At 63.3% G+C, this 18,218-nt stretch carries 15 protein-coding genes; 5 read left to right on the top strand and 10 right to left on the bottom strand.

Annotated elements, in window-relative coordinates; all coding sequences use genetic code 11:
* Positions 1–55: 55 nt before the first annotated feature.
* From NKH35_RS12855 to NKH35_RS12830, 6 genes are all read right to left on the bottom strand, one after another.
* Entirely contained in the window at positions 56–205 is a 150-nt protein-coding gene (locus NKH35_RS12855; RefSeq protein WP_352914791.1) for a DUF3096 domain-containing protein, read from the bottom strand.
* Between the two features lie 105 nt (positions 206–310).
* Positions 311–1,078: an N-acyl amino acid synthase FeeM domain-containing protein gene (locus NKH35_RS12850; protein ID WP_023671342.1), complete on the bottom strand. Its 768-nt coding sequence runs from the start codon at positions 1,076–1,078 to the stop codon at positions 311–313.
* Between the two features lie 167 nt (positions 1,079–1,245).
* Positions 1,246–3,588 (bottom strand): putative bifunctional diguanylate cyclase/phosphodiesterase, encoded by a 2,343-nt coding sequence (locus NKH35_RS12845; RefSeq protein WP_502896363.1) that lies wholly within the window; start codon positions 3,586–3,588, stop codon positions 1,246–1,248.
* A gap of 112 nt (positions 3,589–3,700) precedes the next feature.
* Positions 3,701–7,171 (bottom strand): indolepyruvate ferredoxin oxidoreductase family protein, encoded by a 3,471-nt coding sequence (locus NKH35_RS12840; protein WP_352914788.1) that lies wholly within the window; start codon positions 7,169–7,171, stop codon positions 3,701–3,703.
* Positions 7,172–7,392: 221 nt separating this feature from the next.
* Complete coding sequence (locus NKH35_RS12835) at positions 7,393–7,923, bottom strand: hypothetical protein (RefSeq protein WP_023746550.1); 531 nt, start codon at positions 7,921–7,923, stop codon at positions 7,393–7,395.
* Positions 7,916–8,524: a CGNR zinc finger domain-containing protein gene (locus NKH35_RS12830; RefSeq protein WP_023746551.1), complete on the bottom strand. Its 609-nt coding sequence runs from the start codon at positions 8,522–8,524 to the stop codon at positions 7,916–7,918. Before NKH35_RS12830 ends, NKH35_RS12835 begins: the two co-directional genes overlap by 8 nt.
* A gap of 148 nt (positions 8,525–8,672) precedes the next feature.
* Here NKH35_RS12830 and NKH35_RS12825 point away from each other — a divergent pair, with 148 nt between their 5' ends.
* The 4 genes from NKH35_RS12825 (at position 8,673) to NKH35_RS12810 (ending at position 13,218) form a co-directional block, all read left to right on the top strand.
* Complete coding sequence (locus NKH35_RS12825; RefSeq protein ID WP_023746552.1) at positions 8,673–9,578, top strand: branched-chain amino acid ABC transporter permease; 906 nt, start codon at positions 8,673–8,675, stop codon at positions 9,576–9,578.
* Between the two features lie 197 nt (positions 9,579–9,775).
* Complete coding sequence (locus tag NKH35_RS12820; protein WP_023683517.1) at positions 9,776–10,381, top strand: TRAP transporter small permease subunit; 606 nt, start codon at positions 9,776–9,778, stop codon at positions 10,379–10,381.
* Positions 10,378–12,156, top strand: coding sequence for a TRAP transporter large permease (locus NKH35_RS12815; protein ID WP_023750422.1), 1,779 nt, complete (start codon positions 10,378–10,380; stop codon positions 12,154–12,156). Before NKH35_RS12820 ends, NKH35_RS12815 begins: the two co-directional genes overlap by 4 nt.
* A gap of 33 nt (positions 12,157–12,189) precedes the next feature.
* The gene (locus NKH35_RS12810) at positions 12,190–13,218 is read left to right on the top strand and encodes a zinc-dependent alcohol dehydrogenase family protein (protein ID WP_352914785.1); all 1,029 of its coding nucleotides are present in this window, start codon (positions 12,190–12,192) and stop codon (positions 13,216–13,218) included.
* Between the two features lie 251 nt (positions 13,219–13,469).
* Here the strand turns inward: NKH35_RS12810 and NKH35_RS12805 are convergent, their stop codons facing one another.
* The gene (locus NKH35_RS12805; protein ID WP_023725935.1) at positions 13,470–14,579 is read right to left on the bottom strand and encodes a TRAP transporter substrate-binding protein; all 1,110 of its coding nucleotides are present in this window, start codon (positions 14,577–14,579) and stop codon (positions 13,470–13,472) included.
* A gap of 295 nt (positions 14,580–14,874) precedes the next feature.
* Here NKH35_RS12805 and NKH35_RS12800 point away from each other — a divergent pair, with 295 nt between their 5' ends.
* On the top strand, positions 14,875–15,648 hold the full coding sequence (locus NKH35_RS12800; RefSeq protein ID WP_352914782.1) for a gamma-glutamyl-gamma-aminobutyrate hydrolase family protein: 774 nt from the start codon (positions 14,875–14,877) through the stop codon (positions 15,646–15,648).
* A 10-nt stretch (positions 15,649–15,658) separates the two neighbouring features.
* Here the strand turns inward: NKH35_RS12800 and NKH35_RS12795 are convergent, their stop codons facing one another.
* From NKH35_RS12795 to NKH35_RS12785, 3 genes are all read right to left on the bottom strand, one after another.
* Positions 15,659–16,069: a hypothetical protein gene (locus NKH35_RS12795; protein ID WP_352914779.1), complete on the bottom strand. Its 411-nt coding sequence runs from the start codon at positions 16,067–16,069 to the stop codon at positions 15,659–15,661.
* An 82-nt stretch (positions 16,070–16,151) separates the two neighbouring features.
* Positions 16,152–17,135 carry a 2-hydroxyacid dehydrogenase gene (locus NKH35_RS12790; RefSeq protein WP_352537992.1) on the bottom strand — a complete coding sequence of 328 codons (984 nt, stop codon included), beginning with the start codon at positions 17,133–17,135 and terminating at the stop codon, positions 16,152–16,154.
* A complete protein-coding gene (locus tag NKH35_RS12785) occupies positions 17,132–18,154 on the bottom strand; it encodes a LacI family DNA-binding transcriptional regulator (RefSeq protein WP_352914855.1) in 1,023 nt (340 codons plus the stop codon). Before NKH35_RS12785 ends, NKH35_RS12790 begins: the two co-directional genes overlap by 4 nt.
* Between the last annotated feature and the right edge of the window lie 64 nt (positions 18,155–18,218).

Raw genomic sequence — 18,218 nt, 5'->3', positions numbered from 1 at the left:
AGCCGGCGGTATGGCTTGTCGCCGGCCTAACGTCGAACGTTGAGGGTTTTGCGTTTCAACCGGCCAGATGCGGAAACAGCCCGAGCACCCCAATGACGATCAGATAGAGCGCGACGATGTAGTTGAGCAGCCGCGGCATCACCAGGATCAGCACGCCGGCAATCAGCGAGATCAGCGGGGTCAGTGCTAGCTCGGGAATATGCATGTCCGGTTCCTTTCTATGGCCGCATCGGGGTCGTGACGTCCAGAACGCCGAAGCGGCCGGAAAGCTCCTCGCACCGGGCGCTAAAGTGCGCCGGCTTTGCCGACATTACGCTGCTTCGCGAAAATATTTGGCGGTGGGCAGGATGGTCAGCGGCGCGAGCTCGCCGGCCGGCGCCTTGGCAAACAGCATACGCCGCTCCAGCGCCGTCGACTGGAAGAAGGGAAAGCGCTCCAGCGTCGGGGCCATGTTCTGCTCGCAGATCGATTCATAGAAGAAGATCGGCATGGTGAAGGGCGGGTAGAGGCGCGGCTCGCCGACCTGCACCGATCCGAAGATGCGATGGTAGAAGGCCGTGTGCTCCTCGCGGATCATCGAAATGCAGCTGGTGGCGTTGAAGAAGGTGTTGGCGATAACCGCGAGCCGCAGCGTGACATAGGGCAGGGCGCGGTTGGCCGACGACATTTGCGGATCGATCGCCAACCGGCTCGGGTCGATGAAGGTTTCACCGCGCGCCAGCCGCAGCAGCAGCCGGTCGCCGAAAACGGTCATGATCGGCGCTTCGGGGGTCTCACGGGTCAAATGGTGGAGCCTGACGGTGCTGACTAGCTCGCCATCCATGAAGACGCCGAAACAGTAGCAATTGCGCACTTCGTCAAGGTGATCGACGAGCTTCTGTTCGGTAATGGTGTCAAGCAGGCCGTGTGTATGAAAGGCCTTGTAGCGCAGCCGGTAGACCGCTTCGAGATCCTCGCCGCTTTCGCAGCGCCGGTATTCGACACGCTCGAGGACGTCGAGGACGTTGCGGGCGAACAGGGAAGGCGGGCCAGATTTGACTGCCGCACCCGAAAGCACACCTGACTGATGCGTGTCCATTACTTCCCCTCGTACCGCCGCAGGAGAACAATACCGGACGACCGAAGGAACAAGAAGATGAAACTCTAATCGTCTGTGTTTACCGATCATTAACCTTAACAATCAGTTAACGTCTAGACAATACAACGCTTTTTAGACGGGCTTTTCAAGCGCAATTCAATGACGGGTCAGGGCGTGGCGAGTTTTGCCGCCGGCCGCAGCTCGGCGGCGAAAGGCCAGGTCACGTTGGACATGGTCTCTATGCCCGAGGCACTGAGTGCTGCGCCAAACAGGAAGCCCTGGACGAGGTCCGGCTTGACCGAATGCACCAGGATCTTCAGCTGTTCGAAGGTTTCCACACCTTCGATGGTGACGGTCAGCCCGAGCACGCGAGTCAGGTCGACGATGCCCTTCAACAAGTCGAGCGAACGCTTGTTCTGGGTCACGTCCATCAGGAACGAACGGTCGATCTTGATCTTGTCGAGCGGCAGCTTGTGGAGGTAGCTCAGGCTTGAATAGCCGGTGCCGAAATCGTCGAGCGCAATGCGCACGCCAAGCTGCTTCAGTTCCTCGATATACTGGCGCGTTAGCGATTTGTCGTCGAGCAGCGCGGTTTCGGTGACTTCGATCTCGAGGCGGCCAGCGGCGAGCCCCGAAGTGGCAAGCGCGTCGCGAACCTTCTGGACAACGTCGCGGTTGCGGAAATCCTTGGCCGAAAGGTTGACGGAGACGCTGGTCTGGCCCGGCCATTTGGCGCATTCGGCGCAGGCAGCCGCGAGCACGAAGGTGCTGATCTCGGAGATGATGCCCATTTCTTCGGCCAGCGGAATGAAGATGCTGGGCGAAACCGGCCCGAGATCGGGATGATCCCAGCGGCACAGGGCCTCGCAGCTGGCGATGCGCATGGTGTTCATCGCCACGATCGGCTGATAGACCACCCGCAGCGCCTTGCCTTCGACCGCCGTGCGCAGGTCGGCCTTCATCAGCTGGCGGTTGCGGAACGCCGCATCCATCGCTGCCTCGAACAGCCGCCAGTTGTTCTTGCCGAGTTCCTTGGCCTTGTAGAGCGCCAGATCGGCCTTGACGATCATGGCGTCGACATCGGTGTCGTCGACCCTGGACAGCACGGCGCCCGCGCTTGCCTGGATGCGCAGACCGTGGCCTGCGACGTCGACCTCGCCCTGCAGATCGGCAAAGATCTGGTCGAGCAGGCCCGTCAGATGGCTTTCATCCTCGACGCGGTCGAAGAAGATCATGAACTCGTCGCCGCCGAAACGGCTGACATTGACGCCTTGCCCGGCGACGGCCGCCAGCCGCTCGGCAACGGCATAGATAAGTCCGTCGCCGACCGGATGGCCGAGGGTGTCGTTGACGCTCTTGAAATCGTCGAGATCGAGCACCGCCAGGGCGCACAGGCGGTCGCGGCTGCCCGACGCCATGGCTTCACCGACCAGCTCATGGAAATACGCGCGGTTCGGCAGGCCGGTAAGGCTGTCATAGCGCGCCATGAAGCGGATTTTTTCCTCAGCCTCGACGCGGGCGGTGACGTCCTCGAAGGTGATGACACCGAGATCCTGATTGCCTTCGCGGGCCGAGAACTCATAGTGCTGGCCATTGGAGAAGGAGACCAGCACCTTGCGGTCGCGGCCCTCGCGCAAGGCGCGCGTCAGCTGCGCTTCGACATAACGACAGTCTTTCGGCGCCAGCATGCCTCCGGCGACGCCGCGCAGGAGCAGCGAATGGATCGACCGCCCGAGCAGTTGGTCAGGCGAGCGCAGCGACATCAGATGCGCGGCTTCGGCATTGCCGACCACGACCTTGCCGTCGGGGCCGAGCATGACCAGGCCATGCGACATGGTGTTGAGCGCGCGGTTGAAGCGCTCGGCGAGCCTGGCGGCCGTCTTGCGCTCCGAAATGGCGTTGAACAGCACGGTGCGGACGTGGCTGGCCATCCGGGTGATGATGAAGATGAACGGCACGATGTAGAGGCCGAGGATGAAATCGCCGAGATGTCCCTTGAGCATCAGCCCGACCGCGATCGGCAGCACGACCGTGAAGGCCTGCACCGCAACCATGGTCTTGGAGCCGTAATTGCGGCCGACAATGGTCACCGTCGAGCCCATTATGACGGCGATGGCGGCGCTTTCCCCGAAGACATCGGGAATGAGATAGATTGAGGTGAAGCAGAAAAGCCCCATGAAGAAAGCCTGGATGGTGCCGCCAACCAGGTAGTAGCGTTCCCACTTCTTGGCTTGTTCATAAGTTTCGAAACTGCCTATGCGCAGGCCTTTGCGGATGCCGTAGTAACGGTAAAGCCCCGCCCCAAGCATAAGCGCGGCCAATGCAAGATAGGCCGGATGCCCCGAGGTAAAATAAACCAGAATGCCGATGAGGCCATGGCAAAATGCGCCAATCAGCAGGATCCCGGGATCGTTGAACAACGATCGCACGAACCCAGCATAGACGTCCTCACCTATCTCTGCGGCTTTGTTTTCTTGCATGGCCTGCGGTGTCGCACGAACCGCAGTCATGTCACATTCGCCTTAAGAAAGGTTTAGAGATGCCGTTCCGACGCCTGGCGTCAAGTCGGCTCCATCGGCGTAAACCGCGAAAATTCGTGTTCAGGTAAACAAGGCGTATCGATCACTCGGCGGCCTGAAGTTCAGGCCGCGCCGGCGTGTTGGCCAGCCGCTCGACAAGCCTTGTGCGCTCGCCCGCCGCCTTTTCGGCGCTGGCTTGCCTGACATGGCCGTAGCCGCGAATGAGCGCCGGCACCGAGGCAAGGGCGATGGCGGCCTCGATCCTGCCTGGCGCAAGTGCCTTGGCGACAAGCTCCAGATCGGCCTCATAGCGGGCCAGAAGCTGCCGCTCCATGCGCCGCTCAGTGCTGTAGCCGAACACGTCGAAGGCCGTGCCGCGCAGGCCTTTCAGCGCCGCCAGCAGGCGAAATCCCTTCATCATCCACGGGCCGAAGCTCGATTTCCTCGGCTTGCCGTCATTGCCGCGCCTGCCCATGATCGGTGGCGCCAGATGAAATTCGAGTTTGTCGTAGCTCTGGAACTGTTTTGACAGCTCCATAGCGAAGGAGCCGTCGGTGTAGAGCCGCGCCACCTCATATTCGTCCTTGATCGCCATCAGCTTGAACAGGTTTCTGGCGGCGGCCTCGGTCACCGCGGTCGAGCCAGGCACGGCTTTGGCCTCGGCAGCACGCAAAACCGCCAGCTTCTCGGCATAGCGCCTGCCATAGGCGGCATTCTGATAGGCAGAGAGGAAAGCGACGCGGCGGGCGATGATATCGTCCAGCGTCTCGGCGTTCCCGGTGGCCTTGCCCGGTTGCGCGATGAGGCCGCGCACAAACTCCGGCTGATGCGCGGCGCGCCGGCCCCAGCGGAACGCCGCGATGTTCATCGCCACCGCCTCGCCGTTCAATTCGATCGCCTTTTCAACAGCTTGCGCCGACAGCGGCAGGCCGCCATGCTGGAAGGCGAAGCCGAGCATGAACATGTTGGCGCCGAGCGAATTGCCGAACAATTGGGTGGCGGTGCGCGTGGCGTCGAAGAAATGCGTCTTGTCGTCGCCGGCGGCAGCGCGGATCGCCTTCTTCAGGCGCTCGATGGGCAGCGAGAAATCGGCCGAGCGGGCGAATTCGCCAGGCATGATCTCGGCAGTGTTGGCAAGGAAGATGGTATGGCCTTCGCGCACCGCGCCAAGCACCTTCTTGGCGCCGGACACGACAAGGTCGCAGCCGAGTACCAGGTCGGCCTTGCCGGCCGAAACGCGGATCGCGTGGATGTCGTCCGGCGTGCGGGCGATGCGGACATGGGTGAACACCGAACCGCCCTTCTGGGCGAGGCCGGCCATGTCGATCATGCCGCAGCCCTTGTCCTCGAGATGGGCGGCCATACCGAGCACAGCACCTATGGTGACGACGCCGGTGCCGCCGACGCCGTCGATGATCGCCGCCCAACCCTCGCTACCGAGCGGGAATTCGGCCGGCACCGGCACGCCGTCAAGCGGGTCGGAGCGCCCGGCAATGCCTTCGGCCTTCCTGATCTTGGCGCCGTGCACGGTGACGAAGGACGGGCAGAAGCCGTTGACGCAGGAGAAGTCCTTGTTGCAGCTCGACTGGTCTATTCTGCGCTTGCGGCCGAACTCGGTTTCGACCGGCTGGATCGAGACGCAGTTCGATTGCACCCCGCAATCGCCGCAGCCCTCGCAGACCAGTTCGTTGATGAAGACCCGCTTGTCGGGATCCGGGAAGGTGCCGCGCTTGCGGCGGCGGCGCTTTTCGGCGGCGCAGGTCTGGTCGTAGAGCAGCACCGAGACGCCCTTGACGTCGCGCAGCTCGCGCTGGACGAGGTCGAGGTCGTCGCGGTGGTGGATGGTGGCGCCGGAGGGGAATTCGGCCTTTCCTGCATATTTGCCCGGCTCGTCGGTGACGATGGCGATGCGCTCGACGCCTTCGGCGCGCACCTGCCTGGCGATCATGTCGACAGTCAGGCCGCCTTCATGCGGCTGGCCGCCGGTCATGGCGACGGCGTCGTTGTAGAGGATCTTGTAGGTGATGTTGGCATCGGTCGACAGCGCGAAGCGGATCGCCAGCGTGCCGGAGTGATTGTAGGTCCCGTCGCCGAGATTCTGGAAAATGTGGCCGCGCTTGGAGAATGGCGCCTGGCCGACCCATTGTGCGCCCTCGCCGCCCATGGCGGTGAAGCCGACCGTGTTGCGGTCCATCCACAGCGCCATGAAATGGCAGCCGATACCGGCGGCGGCGATCGAGCCGTCGGGCACCTTGGTCGAGGAATTGTGCGGGCAGCCGGAGCAGAAGAACGGCGTGCGCGAACCGATATCGCTGGTGTCGGCAAGCATCGCCTGGAACTGGCGCAGCTTCGCCACCTTGGCAGTGATCTCTTCCGAAGGGCCGATTGTGCGCAGGATGCGCTCGCCCAGCGCAATGGCGATCTCGTTGGGGTCGAGCGCGCCCTTGGCCGGGAACAGCCAGTCGCCGCGCTCGTCCTTCTTGCCGACGATCGCCGGCTGGGTGGCGGTGCCGTAGAGGTTTTCGCGCAGCTGCACCTCGATCAGCGAGCGCTTCTCCTCGACGACGACGATGGTGTCGAGGCCGCGGGCGAATTCGGCGATATGCTGCAGGTCGAGCGGCCAGGGGCAGCCGACCTTGAACAGGCGGATGCCGATGCGGTTGGCGGCGGCCTCGTCGACGCCGATGTCTTCCAGCGCCTGGCGGACATCGAGATAGCTCTTGCCGAGCGTGATGATCCCGAGCTTCGGCGCCCGGCCGCCCGAATAGACGATGCGGTTCAGGCCGTTGGCATGGATGAAGGCGGATGCAGCGGCGCGCTTGTATTCATGCAGCCGCTCCTCCTGGCCGAGCATGTCGATCTCATCGCGGATGTTGAGGCCGCCGGGCGGCATATCGAACTCCGGCACGACGATGTTCAGGCGCTCGAGCGCGGCATCGACGGAGGCCGTGGATTCGATGTTGTCCTTGACGCATTTGATAGCCGCCCAGGTGCCGGCGAAGCGCGACATGGCAAAGCCGTAGAGGCCGTAGTCGATGATCTCCTGAACGCCGGCCGGGTTGAGGATCGGCACCATGGTGTCGACGAACAGGAATTCGGTGGCGTGCGCATTGGTCGATGATTCGGCCATATGGTCGTCGCCCATCAGCGCAAGCACGCCGCCATGCTTCGACGATCCCGCGAGGTTGGCGTGGCGGAAAACGTCGCCGGAGCGGTCGACGCCCGGTCCCTTGCCGTACCAGACCGAAAACACCCCGTCATGCTTGCCTTCGCCCATTAATTCCGTCTGCTGAGAGCCCCAGCAGGCGGTGGCGGCAAGCTCCTCGTTGAGGCCGGGCTGGAAAACGATGTCGGCCTGCGCCAGCTGCTTTTTCGCCCGCCACAGCTGCATATCGAGGCCGCCGAGCGGCGAGCCGCGATAACCGGACACGAAGCCGGCCGTGTTGAGGCCGGCCCGGCGGTCGCGCTCGCGTTGCATCAAAAGCATGCGGATGACCGCCTGTGCGCCGGACAGGAAGATGCGCTCCTTACCAAGATCGAACTTGTCGTCGAGCGCGACGTCGTGCAGCGTCATCAGGCATTTCCTCTGCGGAGACAGCACCGGGGGCGCGCAGCCAACGTAGGAGTGAGATGGCGCAGTCTTTCTCCGCTTGCAAGGCAGGTCAAACGAAATCGAAAGTGCCAGGCAAAGCGCAACGAACGATCCGCTGCCGTCGCGTATTCGGCACGAAATCGGTCCGCGGCGGTTGTCCGGCGACCAGAAATTTCCACGCAGTCGCGCCGGGCAAAGACGCGTCAGCCTTTCGAGCAATCCGGCTTCGGCTCACCCGGCAGCTTGCCGTCGGGATGGCCGGCAAGATCGGGATTGGCCGTATAGAGCTGGTCGACCACCAGCGGCCGGTCGGGAAGGATCGACTGGTCCTCGCTCGACATCAGCGTCGTGTCGATCTTCTGCAGGAACGTGCCGTCAGGACCCCTGATGCTGATCGAAATCGCATAGGGCTTGTCCTTGACGATACAGGTCAGCGCCGGGCTTTCCAGGCTGACCTTGTCGAGCTTCGGCCAGACCTTCTGCTCGATCACCAGGGGAGGACCGCCAGCCGGATTCTGGAAGCTGGCGACCGCAACCTGGCCTTCGCCCATCGGCTGCAGGGGCCGCAGCGTCACGACATAGGTCGCCCGGGCGAGGCGGTAATTGAAGACGACGACCTTGCCGGAAACCTCGAACAGCTTGCCGTCGCCGCCGGTGTCGCGGCAGGCGCCAAGCGCAACGGCTGCAATGAGCGCAGCACCGACAAGGATCGAACGAAAAACAACCCTAAGCATTGTTGACCTCATGTGCCGCCGTGCGGCGGCGATAGTGACGGCTTGCTTTCTGGCGGTTGCCGCACACAGCCATATCGCACCAAAGGCGGCTGGAATTGCGGCTCCTGTCGACGAACAGCCAGCTGCAATTGGGACAGATCCTGAGCCTGGCGACCGTGTCGTCGCGCAGCAGCGACAAGGCCGAAACCGCCAGCGCCGCCTCGAACGCGATCGGCGTCGATGGATCGCCGAACGGTCTACCCGGTGCGCCGATTTCGGCAGGGCTCCGATCGAGGCCGTTGGCGCAGGCCTTGAGAAAAGCGGCGAGGTCGCCGGCGGCAAGCGCACCTTTCGACACCGCGCCGCGAAACAGGCGGTCGGTCGTCTCGCGGATCGCCAGCACCACCGGGGCGATCCTGTCCGGCGAGGTCGCCTCCAGCGGTCTGCCGCCAAGCTCGGCACCGCGAAAGCCGGTTGCGGCGTTGGCGAAGCGCGCGATCTCGGCCGGATCGGCAAAACGGTCGAAAGTCTTTTCCGGATCGTTGCGCAACACCACGGTGTTGGCCGTATCGAGCGCAAGAATGCCGCCGGTGAAGCGATGTGGGGTCCAAGATACTGTCATATCAGAAATCTAACCGATAAATCGCGTTTGACAAGTTAGATTTTACGATGCAAACCTTGGCGCGGGCTCCGGCGCAGGATTTTGTTGAGGCAAGTCGTTGCCCCAAAACCGCTTTGCACTTTTGGGCGACATGCCCTGAAAGCTGTCCATGCTCTATTTCTTCCAGCAGGTGCTGAACGGGCTGCATTCCGGCGCGCTCTATGCGCTGCTTGCCTTCGGCTACGTGCTGACCAACGGCATCCTGCACCGGACCAATCTCGCCTATGGCGCGCTGTTCGCCTTTTGCGGCCAGACGATGATCCTGACCGTGGCCTTCGGCTATCAGGTATTGTGGCTGACCTTGCTGGCGGCAGTGGTGCTCGGCGTCGTCACGGCTTTCTTTTATGCCGCGCTGATCGGCCACGTGCTGTCGCGCAGCGTCTTCGAACCGCTGGCCGACCGCACGCCCAATGCCATTGTGGTGACGACGCTCGGCATCCTGCTGGTGCTGTCGGAAGCAAGCCGTATCGCCGCCGACACGCATGATTGGTGGCTGCCGCCGATGCTGGCGCAGCCCATCGTTTTTGCTCAGGATGCCGGCTTCCAGGCGACGCTGACGCTGATCCAGCTCATCGATTGCGCGGTGGTTCTGGCGGCAATCATGCTCGCTGCATGGGCGTTTGCCCGCTCGGGCTTCGGCCGCCGCTGGCGCGCCGTCTCCGACGATCCCAAAGCGGCTGCCATGTGCGGCGTGGACGTGCGTGCAGTGTTCCGGCATGCGGTGCTGTTCGGCGGTTTCTGCGCCGCGCTGGCCGGAATCATGGCCGCCCTTTACTACGGCAATGTCAGCTTCGGCTCCGGCCTTGTCTACGGGCTGAAAATCCTGTTCGTGACGGCGGTGGGCGGCTATCTCTCTCCGCCTCGGGCCGCGCTCGGTGCGGCCGCCTTCGGCATGGCGGAGTCGCTATGGGCCGGCTATTTCCCGGTCGAATGGCGCGATGGCTGGATGTATCTGTTCCTGGTCGCGGCACTTGTGCTGATCGGTCCTGGCCGCGACCAGCAGAAGATCGCCTGATCGCCGCATCCGCTGTCAGACTTTGGTTGCATGACGCAGCAGCCGGTCGGCACTTTATCCCCTGCCTCCCGTCACGACGGCGTTGATCGCGCCATGCCATGTTGACCCGCCGAACCACGCACGGCATACCGTTGGGCCACAGCGGCGCGACGGAAAATAGGGGAGCCGGCGCGCCTTCGACCTGAGGGAGGAAATGCATGGCAGGGCTGCTCGCTCTATCGAGAACGATTGACCGTATGAACGAGTTCATCGGCAGGTGGATATCGTGGCTGATCCTGCTGGCAATCCTGGTCAGCGCCGCCAATGCCATCATCCGCAAGGTCTTCGACGTCTCGTCGAATGCCTGGCTGGAACTGCAGTGGTACCTGTTCGGCGCCGCCTTCATGCTGGCCGCCGCCTATACGCTGAAGCAGAATGACCATATCCGCATCGACATCGTCTACGGCATGTGGTCGCGCCGCGTGCAGCACTGGATCGACCTGCTCGGCCATGTCTTCTTCCTGATGCCGTTCGTGACGCTGATGGTGATCTATTTTGTCCCCTACGTGTCGCTGTCGTTCCGCAGCGGCGAAATGTCGAACAATTCCGGCGGCCTGATCATCTGGCCGGCCAAGGCGATCCTGCTCGTCGGCTTCTTCCTGCTGGCGCTGCAAGGCATCTCCGAGATCATCAAGAAGATAGCCATCATGCGCGGCGACATGGACGATCCCAATCCGTTCATCTCGGTGCACGAACAGGCCGAGCTCGAGGCTAAAGCCCTTGCTGAAGAGGCCAAGGCGCTCGCCCAGGAGGCGCGCCCATGATCGAGTTCATCGCCCAGAACATGGCGCCGATCATGTTCGCTTCGCTGATCATCTTCCTGCTGATCGGCTATCCCGTCGCTTTTTCACTCGCCGCAAACGGCCTGATGTTCTTCTTCATCGGTGTCGTGCTGTCGCCCTATTCGGGCGGCTCGATCAACCTGGCGTGGCCGCTGCTGCATGCGCTGCCCGACAATTTCTACGGCAGCCGGGTGATGTCGAACGACACGCTCTTGGCAATCCCGTTCTTCACCTTCATGGGCATCGTGCTGGAACGATCGGGCATGGCCGAGGACCTGCTCGACACGATCGGCCAGCTGTTCGGCCCGGTTCGCGGCGGCCTTGCCTATGCGGTGATTTTCGTCGGCGCGCTGCTTGCCGCTACCACGGGCGTGGTCGCGGCTTCGGTCATCGCCATGGGCCTGATCTCGCTGCCGATCATGCTGCGCTACGGCTATGACCGACGACTGGCGTCGGGCGTCATCGCGGCATCCGGCACACTCGCCCAGATCATCCCGCCGTCGCTGGTGCTGATCGTTCTGGCCGACCAGCTCGGCCGTTCGGTCGGCGACATGTATGCCGGCGCGCTGATCCCCGGCCTGGTGCTGACCGGCCTTTACACGCTCTACATCCTGACCATGTCGATCGTCCGGCCGAACTCGATGCCGGCGTTGCCGCTGGCGGCCCGCACGCTTGGCCACGGCGTGCTGTCGCTGCTCGCGGCACTGCTGGTGGCAGTCGCGGCTTCATATGCGGCCTATCGCTACCTTGCGCCGGCGCATGGCGACAATGCCGATATCCTTGGCGCCAGCATCGGGGTGATCCTGATCTATATCGTGGCGATCGCCGACAAGGGCCTGAACATCAACATGATGTCCAGGTTGGCGCAGCAGGTGATCATCGTTTTGATCCCGCCTCTGGCGCTGATCTTCCTGGTGCTGGGCACCATCTTCCTCGGCATCGCCACCCCGACGGAGGGCGGCGCCATGGGCGCGGTTGGCGCCCTGGCGATGGCGGCAATGAAGGGGCGGTTGTCGCTGGATGTCATCAAACAGGCGCTCGCGTCGACCACCAGGCTTTCCTCCTTCGTGCTGTTCATCCTGATCGGCGCGCGGGTGTTCTCGCTGACCTTCTACGGCGTCAACGGCCACGTCTGGGTCGAGCATTTGTTGACGTCGCTGCCGGGCGGCGAAGTCGGGTTCCTGATCGGCGTCAACATCCTGGTCTTCGTGCTCGCCTTCTTCCTCGATTTCTTCGAGCTCGCCTTCATCATCGTGCCGCTTTTGGCGCCGGCAGCCGATAAGCTCGGCATCGACCTGATCTGGTTCGGCGTGCTGCTCGGCGTCAACATGCAGACCTCCTTCATGCACCCGCCTTTCGGCTTTGCGCTGTTCTACCTGCGCTCTGTCGCCGCGCGCGTGCCCTATCTCGATCGCCTCACCGGCAAGCAGATCGCGCCGGTGACCACCGGCCAGATCTATTGGGGCGCCGTGCCCTTCGTCTGCATCCAGGTGATCATGATCGGGCTGACCATCGCCTTCCCGCAAATGGTCATGCGCTACAAGGGTGCGGCCGTCGATCCGGGAACGATCGAGATCAACTTGCCTGATATGCCAGGCCTTGCGCCTCTCGGCACACCACCACCAGCCAACGGTGGCCCATCACCCGCGGCGCCACCGTTGAACGATCTCTCGCAGCCGCCGAATTTCGGCGAGACGCCGCCCGCCAAGCCGGCGGCGCCGGCGACCGACCTGTCGCAGCCGCCGAACTTCAACTGATGTGTGAACACTGAGAACCTGAGTGAGGATGTTATGAGAGCCATGCGCCTGGAAGCCGTGGGCAGCATTGCGCTACGGGAGGTCGACAAGCCTGTTGCGGGACCGCAGGACGTTCTGGTGCGCGTCGAAGCCTGCGGCGTTTGCGGCACCGACCGTCACCTCCTCCACGGCGAATTCCCTTCGAGCCCACCGGTGACGCTTGGTCACGAATTCTGCGGCATCGTCGAGGCTGTCGGTGATGCGGTTTCCGGCATCGCCATCGGTGACCGTGTTACCGGCGATCCCAACATCTTCTGCGGACGCTGCAGTCATTGTCGGGCTGGCCGGGTCAATTTGTGCAGCAATCTCAGGGCCATCGGCATCCATCGCGACGGCGGCTTCGCCGACTACGTCGTGATGCCGCAGAGCCAGGCCTTTCTTCTGCCTGCGAACCTCAAGCCAACGCATGGCGCCTTCTGCGAGCCGCTGGCCTGCTGCCTGCACGCTGTCGACCTCGCCGGAATCAGACCCGGCGCTGCCGTGGTGGTGCTTGGTGGCGGCGTCATCGGCCTGCTTACCGTGCAATTGGCGAGGCTCGCAGGAGCGGCGACCATCATCCTGTCGACGCGGCAGGCCTCCCGCCGTGCCCTCGCCGAAGAGCTCGGTGCAACGGCGACGGTCGACCCAAGCGCGGTCGACCCGATCGAGGCGATCGCCGGCCCAACCGGCCTTGTGCCCGGCGGGGCCGACGTGGTGCTCGAATGCGCCGGTGTCCCCGATACCGTCGAACAATCGATGCGGCTGGCGAAGTCCGGCGGCACGGTGGTGATCGTCGGCGTGATGCCGCAAGGCGTGAAAGTGCCCTTCGAACCGTTCGACATCCTGTTTCGCGAACTGAAGGTTCTCGGCTCGTTCATCAATCCCTTCACCCACAGGCGGGCGGCGGACCTTGTCGCGTCCGGGGCAATCGAGATCGACAAGCTCATCTCCAGACAGGTCGGCCTGGACGGAGCCCCCTCGGTTATCTCCAACCCGGCCGCCCTCGGCGAGGTCAAGGTGTTGGTGGTGCCGGGCAGGGAATGAAGGGCAGCCTCAATCCTGCGACGTTGGCGATTGGCGAAACGACGATGACCGCGTCCCTCTCCCTGTCACTATACGGGGAGAGGATGCCGGCAGGCAGGTAAGGGGCAGCGTCAACGCTTGGATGGATAAGGTATAATTTCGGGCTCAAGGCGCCTACCAGGCCCAAGGCGATCGCCGAAGTTTGCGCCGCCCCTCATCCCCCTGCCGGGACCTTCTCCCCGTATAGTGACGGGGAGAAGGGGCTAATGTTCCTACAGCTTGCCGTTGCGCTGCTGGACCATCATGAAGGTATCGTAATTGTACTCGGCCACCTGGGCCCACAGATAGTGCTCCTTGCGGAAGCCCTTGATCGAGTCCCAGATCTTCTTAAACGGCGCGTTGGTGGCTTCCATTTCGGTGTAGACCTCATTGGCCTTCTCGAAACAGGCGGCCATGATGTCCTGGCTGAACGGGCGCAATTTCGCGCCGCCGGCCACCAGCCGCTTCACCGCTGCAGGATTGAGATAGTCGTATTTCTGCAGCATGTTGGCGTCTGCCGCGTGCGCGGCGGTGTGCACCAGCGACTTGTAGGCCGGCGAAAGCTCTTCGTACTTCGCCTTGTTGAACAGGAGATGGACGGTCGGACCGCCTTCCCACCAGCCGGGATAGTAGTAGTAGGGCGCGACCTTGTAGAAGCCGAGCTTCTCGTCATCATAGGGGCCGACCCATTCGGCGGCGTCGATGGTGCCCTTTTCCAGCGCCGGATAGATGTCGCCACCGGCGATCTGCTGCGGCACGACACCGAGCTTCGAGACCACTTTGCCGGCAAAGCCGCCTATGCGCATCTTGAGGCCGGAGAGGTCGGCGACGGTGTTGATCTCCTTGCGGAACCAGCCGCCCATCTGCACGCCGGTGTTGCCGCCGGGCAGGCCGAACAGGCCTTGCGTGGCAAGAAACTCGTTGAACAGGTCGATGCCGCCGCCATGATAGTGCCAGGCATTCATGCCGCGCGCGTTGAGCGAGAACGGCACTGCCGCACCCAGCGCCCATGTCGGGTCCTTGCCCCAGTAATAGTATGACACCGTGTGGCAGGCCTCGACGGTGCCGGCCGTGGTGGCGTCGGCCGCCTGCAGGCCGGGCACGAGTTCGCCGGAGGCGAAGACCTGGACCTGGAAATTGCCGTCCGTCGCCTCAGACAGCATCTTGGAGAAGACTTCCGCGCCGCCATAGATCGTATCGAGTGACTTGGGGAAGGATGACGCCAACCGCCACGTCACTTTCGGATTGGACTGGGCGATTGCCGGTGCGGCTAGCGTCGCGGCAGCCGCCGCAGCGCCCACGCCGGTGACCCCGGCCTTGCGGATGAATGAACGACGATCCATGCAGAACCTCCCTTTTGGACCAACAAACCGACATCAGGGACATCTCCTCGCGCCCGGTATCGATTTGCCGAAACAATACACGGGCAAGGGGTCGAGTCCAGCATGGCAGCGGGATTTGACGGCGGCGCTGGCGACAAATCCGCGGGCCGGCCAGCCAGCCTGCAACTATAGTCTAACGTTCGCCGCGTGGCCCATGCGAGATGGCGAAACTTGCCATGGAAAAGCGCCTTCGGATCGCCTATTTTGCAGGCACAATAGATTATTCGCTTCGCGCCAAATGGAATCCGGACCCAAAATGCACCAGCCGCTCGTCGCCATATCGACCGACGTCCGTCAGTTCGACAACTACACCTGGCATGCCGTCCCGCAGCAATATATCGAGGCAGCACTTTCCGGCGCCGGCGTGTTCCCGCTTTTGGTGCCGTCCTTCGGCGACCGGCTCGATTTCGACGAGCTGTTGTCTTCGGTCGACGGTGTCATGGTCACCGGCTCCAAGTCCAACGTGCATCCATCACTCTATGGCGGCGACGCCAGCGAAGCCAACGGCCCCTATGACCCGGCGCGCGATTCCACCACGCTGCCGCTGATCCGCAAGGCGATCGAGCGCGGCGTGCCGCTGCTTGCCATCTGCCGCGGCATCCAGGAGTTGAACGTGGCGCTGGGCGGCACGCTTGGCACCGAGATCCAGGAGCGCGAAGGTTCGCTGGACCATCGCGCGCCCGTGAGCGACAACCAGGACGAACGTTTCGCCATTCACCAGACCATTTCGATCAAGCCGGGCAGCTGCCTGGCCGGTGTATTCGGCGCCAGCGACATCAAGGTCAACTCGCTGCACCGCCAAGGCATCGACCGGCTCGGCTCGAAGCTGCAGGTCGAGGCGGTTGCCGGCGACGGCACGGTGGAGGCAGTTTCGGTGAAGGACGCCCGCGCCTTCGCCGTCGGCGTGCAATGGCACCCCGAATACTGGGTCAAGTCGGACAACAACTCGGCCAAGATCTTCCGCGCCTTCGGCGATGCGGTGCGGCTGCATGCGGCGGCGAAGGCCGGTGCACGGGCGGCGGCGGAATAAATCCCGGCGATCAATTGCCGGCGGATTGATCCCGTTCGCCGGTTGTCGCCAGCGACAGCAGCGGCGTGGCCGGAGCGTAGGATTCGTAGCCGTCGCCCTCCGCAACCGAGAAGGTGACGATCGGGTCGGTGCCGTCGGCGCTGAACGCGATCGTGCCGTCCTCGCCCTCTCGCCAGAATTTTGCCCGCTCGATGCCGGGCAGCAGCCCGCGGCAATTCGGCGCCACGGTCAACAGCGACAGGCCATCGTCAATCGCGGCGCCGCGGCTAACCGCGCAGTCGCCTTCGTCGCCATTGGCGACCAGCCTGAAGGTGGTTGCCGGCCTTGCTTCATTGGCCGAACTTTCACTGCTGCCGCCGTGAAACAGCTGAAAGCCGGCGAAAAGTGCCGCTGCCGCAATCGATGCCGGAAGTTTCGTCATCTTGCACTCCGCGCCCCCCGGCGCAGATGCAGAATGATTCCAAAGCGTTAAGCCGACGTTAACGAGTGTGGCAGAGAGCCGCTCAGCTTCGTGGCTTGACTTGCGCCGTCTCAGGCACCGGGGTCAGTGGCCGGCGCTCGCTGAACCAGGATACCAGATTGTCGACGCACAGATCCGCCATGGCGCGGCGCGTATGGTGCGAGGCCGAGCCGACATGGGGCAAAAGCGAGGTGTTTGGCGCCTCCAGCAAAGCCTTGGGCACATTCGGTTCATCGGCGAAAACATCGAGCCCGGCCGCGGCGATGGTGCCGTTGGCAAGCGCTGCGGCGAGGTCTGCCTCGTCGACCGTGCTGCCACGGCCGATGTTGACGAAAACGCCGTTGGCGCCAAGCGCCGCCAGGATTTCGGCATTGACCGCCTTCTCCGTGGAAGCGCCGCCCGGCACTACGGAAATCAGCGTATCGACCGCTTCGGCAAGGCCCTTCAGCGTCGGGTGGTATTCATAAGCCAGACCTTCGACCTTGCGCCTGTTGTGGTAGGCCACCGGCAGCCCGAACGCTTCCAGCCGGCGCGCAATGGCAAGGCCGATGCGGCCCATGCCGAAAATGCCGACATGCCGACCGCGCAAGGTCAGCCGGCTCAGGGGATAGTTGCCCTTCTTCACCCAACTGCCGTCGCGCAGCCATTTCTCGGCCTTGTAAAGTTCACGCACGGTGTTGAGCAAAAGGCCGATCGTGGTGTCGGCGACCTCCTCGGTCAAAACATCGGGGGTGTTGGTGACCATGATGTTTTTCTTGGCCGCATGGCCGGCATCGACCGAATCATAGCCGACGCCGAAGGAGGCGATGAGTTCGAGGTTGGGCAATGCATCCATCAATGCCGCATTGACGCCGGCGAAGGACGCAATGGCGCGCACGTCATGGCGCATCTCCTCGGTGACCAGGGCGGGATCGGCTCGCTCTATCTTGACCCGCTTGAAGGTGCGGTCGATGCGCTCGACCGCATGGTCGTTGAAATGTCCTGGCACCAGAACGGCGACGGTCTGCAACGCATCAGTCTTGGTCATGCACGCTCCACCGGCTTGCCGGTCGACTGGCGCACATGCAGTTCCGGCTTGATCAGTTCCTGTGACGGCCGTACCGCCTGTCCGTTCAGCTTGTCGAGCAGCGCGCTGGCGGCACGGCGGCCGACCTCTCGCTGGCCATTCCAGACTGTGGTGAGCGCCGGTGTCGCGATTGCCGCCTCCTCGAGATCGTCATAGCCGGTGACCGAGATGTCGGCGCCCGTCACCAGGCCGGCGCGGGCAATGCCGTTCATCAGGCCGATGGCGACCAGATCATTCCAGCAGCAAGCGGCGGTTGGCTTGTCTTTAAGCGCCAAAAACTGTCCAGCCGCCTCGAATCCGCCCTGCTTGGTGCGCGGCCCGGCGATGCGCCAGGACGGCCTGACCTCAAGCCCGGCGGCCTCCATGGCGTTGAGATAGCCCTGGTAGCGGTCGCGCCCTGTCGAGGTCTGGTCGGTGCCTCCGATCATGGCGATGCGCTTGTGCCCGAGCGAGATCAGATGATTGGTGGCAAGTGCCGTGCCATAGGCATCGTCACCACGAAACACCGGCACGTCGGCGCCTTCCACGCTGCGTGCGATCAGCACCGCCGGCAGGCCGTTTTCCTCGGCCATGACGATGTCGGAAGCCGGCGTGCCGATGGCCGGCGACATGATGACGCCGTCGGCACCAAGCTGCAGCAGCGTATCGATGAAGGTGCGTTGCTTTTCCAGCTGGTCATAATGGTTGGACAGGATGAAGGTCTGCCGGCTGCGATCGAGTTCGCTTTCGATCGAGCGCAGGATCTCGGCGAAGAACGGGTTCATGATGTCGTGCACGACGACGCCGACAATGCCCGAGCGCGAGGTGCGCAGTGAGGCGGCACGGCGGTTGTAGATATACCCGATGGCCCGCGCGTGCTCCTTGATGCGGTCACGCGTGGCGCCTGCGACCAGCGGGCTGTCGCGCAAGGCGAGGGAGACGGTGGCCGTGGAGACGCCAAGCGCATCCGCGATCGTCGAAAGCTTGATCTTTTGTGCCAGCCCTTGGCTCCCCGAGTTTTTTAAATTTTTTAAATGCGGCGTTATGCCATCGGATTCGGAGCAA

It is taken from the genome of Mesorhizobium sp. M1143, assembly GCF_040318435.1.
In the GTDB taxonomy this organism is placed as follows: Bacteria; Pseudomonadota; Alphaproteobacteria; order Rhizobiales; family Rhizobiaceae; genus Mesorhizobium.
This window is presented reverse-complemented; position numbering and strand designations above follow the sequence as displayed.